This is a genomic window from Planococcus sp. S3-L1, assembly GCF_030063085.1.
GTDB classification, from domain to species: domain Bacteria; phylum Bacillota; class Bacilli; order Bacillales_A; family Planococcaceae; genus Planococcus; species Planococcus kocurii.
The window spans coordinates 295,813-301,812 of sequence record NZ_JASISN010000003.1; the positions used below are offsets into that span (position 1 = coordinate 295,813).

The 6,000-nt window shown below is 32.9% G+C and carries 5 protein-coding genes; all 5 read left to right on the forward strand.

The annotated features are described in order from the left end of the window. Window positions 1–623 precede the first annotated feature (623 nt). The gene (locus tag QMF37_RS05440) at window positions 624–1,274 is read left to right on the forward strand and encodes a hypothetical protein (protein WP_283477066.1); all 651 of its coding nucleotides are present in this window, start codon (window positions 624–626) and stop codon (window positions 1,272–1,274) included. Window positions 1,275–1,708: 434 nt separating this feature from the next. Then, window positions 1,709–2,536 carry a hypothetical protein gene (locus tag QMF37_RS05445; protein ID WP_283477068.1) on the forward strand — a complete coding sequence of 276 codons (828 nt, stop codon included), beginning with the start codon at window positions 1,709–1,711 and terminating at the stop codon, window positions 2,534–2,536. 876 nt (window positions 2,537–3,412) lie between these two features. After that, window positions 3,413–4,591 carry a hypothetical protein gene (locus QMF37_RS05450; protein ID WP_283477070.1) on the forward strand — a complete coding sequence of 393 codons (1,179 nt, stop codon included), beginning with the start codon at window positions 3,413–3,415 and terminating at the stop codon, window positions 4,589–4,591. A 219-nt stretch (window positions 4,592–4,810) separates the two neighbouring features. Next, on the forward strand, window positions 4,811–5,023 hold the full coding sequence (locus QMF37_RS05455; RefSeq protein WP_283477072.1) for a hypothetical protein: 213 nt from the start codon (window positions 4,811–4,813) through the stop codon (window positions 5,021–5,023). 469 nt (window positions 5,024–5,492) lie between these two features. Then, a partial coding sequence (locus tag QMF37_RS05460) for a transposase (RefSeq protein ID WP_283477074.1) occupies window positions 5,493–6,000 on the forward strand: 508 nt, incomplete at its 3' end.

The window sequence follows — 6,000 nt, forward strand, 5'->3', positions numbered from 1 at the left end:
CTCTTAGGAAATCGCTTAACAATCATATTGACCACGAAGTTAAACACTTTTTGCAATCTCTTGATGTATCTTTCTTACAACATCAGATAGTTTTATTCGAGAGAGTTAAAAAGTGGAGTTTAGCCATGCCCTGAGGTTAAAACTCCTCTTTTTTGGTGTGCTAGTTGTGGAATGACTAATAATACGATTTAAATATAAACTTGGTAGGTTCTCCAAGCCACTGCAATAAATTCAGATATATCATTCAATAAGCTGTATCCTACTTTAAATTAACGGCTGGGAGGTTATTGATTTGCCATTTTCGATAGAACGAGCATATCAAGCTTAGAAGAGGCTTAAAGAGCTTTTTAAGCATTAACAGACGATAATAGTATAAGATATACGAAACGAAAGTTTTGGATTAGATAGCAATACGAGTAACTTCTAAAGAAAAATGACACTAATTTAATAGCTTAAGCTTTGTTTATTTATCAAGACAACTGGTTTGCTTTCATTTTCCATAAAAAGTAAGAAATTCTATTTAAATTTAAAAATATCTCTCGAATGAAGAAAAAAATACAAAATTGTAGATATTTTTGCTATTCTGTATTATGAAAGCATTCATGATTAAGGAGGAAATAGAAATGAAAAAAGTAAGTTTTTTTTTGTTAACAGGGCTATTATTAACTGCTTGTGGAGATGAAACAACTGAGGAACCTACAGAGGAAGTTACAGAGACTATGCCTGCTGAGGGAACTACAGAAAGAGTAGAAACAGAAGATGTTGAGATTGTTGAAGAGATACCAGTAACAGAAGATCCAATGGAAATTGCTAATAAAAATAGCGAATATGAATTATTTTTAGATGAAAACTATAATGAGTATCAAGTTGTAGGTCGCTATACTAGTGAAGACACAAACGATGAGGGATTCAATGAAGTTTCTTTTAAGGGATACGATTTCACCTATAGTGTCCTCGCATTGCAAGATACGGTAACAGGCGACGAATTTGTAGCTATTGCAGGTGAAACAGTAAATAATACGCAAGAGACGGTTCAATTTAATGCTGATGCTGAAATTGTTACAGACACGCAAGAACAAGCATCTACTCAAGATGGTGTAGGCGAAAGTCAACCAACTGTGAAAAAGAAAGCATTTGTCACTATTCCGCTTGAATACGGTATTCCAAATTCATTTGAGATGACACTTGATGCGCCTTTCAAAAGTATAGGCGACTATCAATATGAAGAAGGACACTTTGGTGAATCAGTCAAATTATCATTTACTAAAGAATAATAAATCTATAAAGTATTTAGCTTAATTGCTAGGTGCTTTTTTCTTTTGCATTGAAAGAGGGAAGGGGAATGAGTAATGAGGTTGATATAAAGGACGCCAAGTATATAAAGTGATAAATTTCTTTCTCCGATCCATAAACTGCCTATTTTAATCCTAAGATCCTGTTTAAGAGGCTTAGATATAAAATGAAACTTCTCTATCATATATTTTCGTTAGAAGCTGTCAGCGATTGATGAGCTATTAAAAACAAGCGAATGAGAGGTTATCTGATTGTAGAATACAAGATAACGAGAAAACTCATCATTTCCTTATTTAACCTATCATATAGCCTTATGGTATTGGTACAATATACCTGATAAGCTATTCTGACTGTATTTCGGATAGGTTTAAATAGAGGAGTGATTACAATTAAAAAAAACTTAGGGTGCTTTTTGTTGGCAGCAGTAATATTAACTGGTTGTAGTGAAGCTACAGGTGAAGTAAAAGTAGAGGTAGAACAGTCAACCGCATTATCACAAGAGCTATTAGAAAAATACGAGAAACAACTTAATTATGGTCAAGAAAGTAATTTAATAAAGGATTTCCAAAATGATGTTTTATATGGCTCTAGTGGAATTGAAGTAAATGACGAATTGCTTGCTATTTATAATGAAGCCATAGTAAATATTGTTCAATCAGATTTAGAAAAATATGTATTTTTAGAAAGCTATATTTCTGAGGAGCATATTAACGAAGAAAATATAAAACTTATAGAAGATAAAAAAGAAAAATATGCTCTAGAAGCCATAACAAGGCTTGACAATTATATTGAAAACTTTGATGAAAGTAACAATCCAACTACTGAATTAGGATATTTAGAAACTACTGGTTTTCTTGCAGATAATCAGGAAGTCCAGGCATTATTAGCTTATGCTCACTTATTACAGAATCAAGACGATCATGCCGCTTATGTAGCTCTATATGATAATGTTGAATCACCTTATAGAGGAATTAGATGGGGAGAAATAGTCGGTTTATTATCTAGCAATGGGGTTACAGAAGATGATTGGAAAAAAGTTCGTGCTTTTAATATTGAAGATAATAAGCCTGAATATAACCCTGCAATTGGTATGACTAAAGAGGAAGTAGAAGCTTCCAGCTGGGGGAAACCTCAATCAGTAAATAGAACTGTAACTGCTACTACTACTAGAGAACAATGGGTTTATCCGAATTATAAATATCTATATTTTGAAAATGGTGTCATGACTAGCTTTCAGGATTAATAGTTCAATTGTAAGCACTTCATTATTTTGAAGTGTTTTTATTTTGTATAGTGATGATTTTGACTCTCAAAGAGCTTCTGAGGCGTTTCAAGAACTATTCCTATGAAACTGTATAAGAAGCCCTCAGCAATTGATTAGCTGTTAAAAATGAGAAGCTATGGACATTATGAAAAATTATTCTACTGAGGAATTGTAAAAAAGATTAAAAAGGGGTAATTGAGTAACTTTAAAGACACGAATATATCTAAGACGTAGTATTATTAGCTGAGGCCAATGGTAATGATTTTTTCTTCTGCTACACAAGAATTCTATCTGAATATTTCAAAGAGAATATTATTCCATAGATCCTCAAAGCTAAGAGTATTAAAGACGGAAATAGCATCTTTAGACTTTATGCAAAAGGTGAGAAGTTACAGAAAGCACTGGACGAATTTAATGAGAATCATAGAATTCTATGAATTTTGCATTATATTTTAAGATTAGGTATAATTAACGGACAGAATAAATTTTATATAGTACATCTTTCATAGTTGTGCAAAGACCATACAACTATGAAAGATGGTGCTGATGCACATAGTATTTTATTTTATGAAAATTCCTACAACCATCTTATAGTTATATAATTTTTCTATAGAGAGGTTGTAGGAATTTTAAACTTTTTGAATAGAAGAGAATCATCTTATGAAAAAATATAATTGCTTTAGTTATAAACAAATTAAATACCTTTTAGCAAATGGAAAAATACCAATCCATTGCACGGCTCATTCAGAAACTAAAAAACCTTTTGGGTATTTACTCAAAATGAAACATTAGGAAATTTTTTGAACACATGGACGCAAAACAAAACTAACTTATAGAATTGAGAGGACTTATAGAATGACACTTATAGATGAAGTTACACTAACAGAATATGAAGCGATTTTGCTTACAATGGAACATGGGTTTGAAGGCAATGAGCTTAATAGTAAAAGATGGATCAAGAATAGCTCTCTTGATGGTACTATTGATAAAGTGACAGGTGAATACGCAGATAGAGCTATAATTGCCTTAATCAACAAACTCAAAACTTTTTATGATTTTGTGCAAGTAAAGGGTAAAGGTAAAAGTAGACGCTATATATTATCAGGCAAGAAAGAGCAACAGACAGAGAGGGTTTTTAATTATACCTCTTTCGCTTCTTCGCCAGAGGGTAATATCATGATTGAATACGTATTTAACCAACTATTAGATATTAAAGAAAATGATATTAGTATTTCTAATTGGACTAGATTAATTGGCTTGCCGAATGTCAGTAATTACTCTATGGAGAATGCCATTGAAGAAATGACAGATTTATATTCTGGCAATCTGGGAGATAATACAGAAAAAATTATTGGAAAAGCTATTGATGAAATCAACTCCACGATTAGAAGCCGGAATATGGAAATTGTAAAAACAGCATTTAGTCACTTAAAGAAGCAAAAAAGAATTAAAACTACATCTATCTTCTGTTTAAGAAAAGTTGAAGGCAATGTACAAGTTATTAATCAAGAGGAATATAAAAAAGTGAAATCAGATATTAAAACATTGGTTGAAGAGCAAGAAGTAGTGTTTAAGGATTATATGAATGCAAGAAGATATAATAATTTTTATACAAAGGAATTAAGAGAATGCAATAGAATCGTTAAAAAACATTTGAATAGTCAGGGCATTGATTTTGAGTTTGAGCGTCTATCTGTAAAAGTAATAAACGATGAAATGAAGACTAAAGTTACTGGCCAAGAAATCAATAGAACCTGGTGTGATGATTTCATCAAATTAACCCAAAATAAACAAAGAAAAGAAAAGTATCGAGATTCCCAGTATTTGACCAAAGAGTTTTACCTATTAAACGTATGTATCATGTTGAAATCTTATTTAAGTAAATCGCAACTTTCAATTATTGAAATGGAAACCATAGATATGAACAAGCGATTTAATTTAATGAAAGATAGATACATTGAAAATAAATTGTTAGAAGATGAAATTAAAGCTAGACCTATAGGATTTGGACAGACCATTGAGCATACTGCTTGATGGTTTTTTTATGCAGAAAAATCAGAAGGAGAAGATAAGTATGGATATTTATGAAGCATTAAAGCAACTTACTTGGAAGAAGAGAATGTACTTCTGTTGGAGATATGATCTATTTTATGACCAGAATAAAGAAATTTTAACAGAGAATCAATTAATGAAAAAACCTCAAGTGAAGTCTACGAACGAATACATTAAATGGGAACGGACTCCTCAATATATATGATGCTGCTAAACCTGTTCTTAGAATCAAAGTTTGCGAATGTTATAGAAGTTGTCTATAAGAACACAGCAGAGATAGCCAAAGAAGAAAATGCAGATGATAAGAGTATTAAATTGCTGTTGCAAATTCAGAAAGAAATTCGCTCATTCAATAAAGTAGCAAACAAAGTAAAATCTACAGACTCTGATTCATATGAAGATTTGGAGTTGTAATAGATGGTAGTTGCTAAAGCTAAAGTGAAAAACCAGAAGATAAATTGAAGAAAGTAATAAATGACTTTGAATCATTTGCTAAGAACTTTGTAGAGACACAGAGCAATGATGGAGAACGCCAGAAGTTTATTATCAATGAAGCTCAGAAAGATATAGAGTGACTACTTAAAGATAATAAATTTGTATGCGCACCAAAGAGCCGATCTATATGAATCATTCGTTGCTTCTGGTGCAAGTATGTTTAAGCAATCATGTTAATATAAGACTAATATAAAATTTATTGAATTTAAGAGGTATGATGTGATGAACAATTTTTTAAGAAATAAATTATTTCAACTAAGTTGAGTTAATTTCATAATTCCGAGCCCTTGCGGCTCTAAGTGTAATATCTCAAGAAAATAGAGCACCTCCCCAAATCCTGTATAATGGTAGTCACCACAACATACACAAACAGGAGGGAAAGCGCTCTATGCCTATTATAAGACAAGATAACCTATTTGACATGCATGAATTATTTGAGATGGAACCTACCCATCGATTTAATGCCATTTTCTCGACAATAGATCTGGGTCCTCTTCTTCGCATCTTCGACAAGAAGACGCATCGCGGCGCGCCGAGAGAACTCAATTACGGTGCCATGATTTATTCGTTGATCGCTCGTGTGGTGGATCGTATTCCGACGATCAAATTATTGGTGAAGCGCCTGAAACAAGATCCTTTTTTTCGGTTCGATTGCGGGTTTCTGTTATCGGACGACGTCCCATCTGAAGCTTCTTACTCACGCATGATCGCAGCGATCAGTGAAACGGATGCCCTGTCGAAAGTGCAAGACGTGCTTGTGGCTCTAGCTATCCAGGAAGGTTTCATCACAGAGGAATCGCTGGCTATTGATGCCACGCATTTCGAAGCACGCGACAAACCGGCAGCGGCTGAGAAAAAAGAAAAAGCAACTCCGAAAAAACGAGGACGGAAGCCGA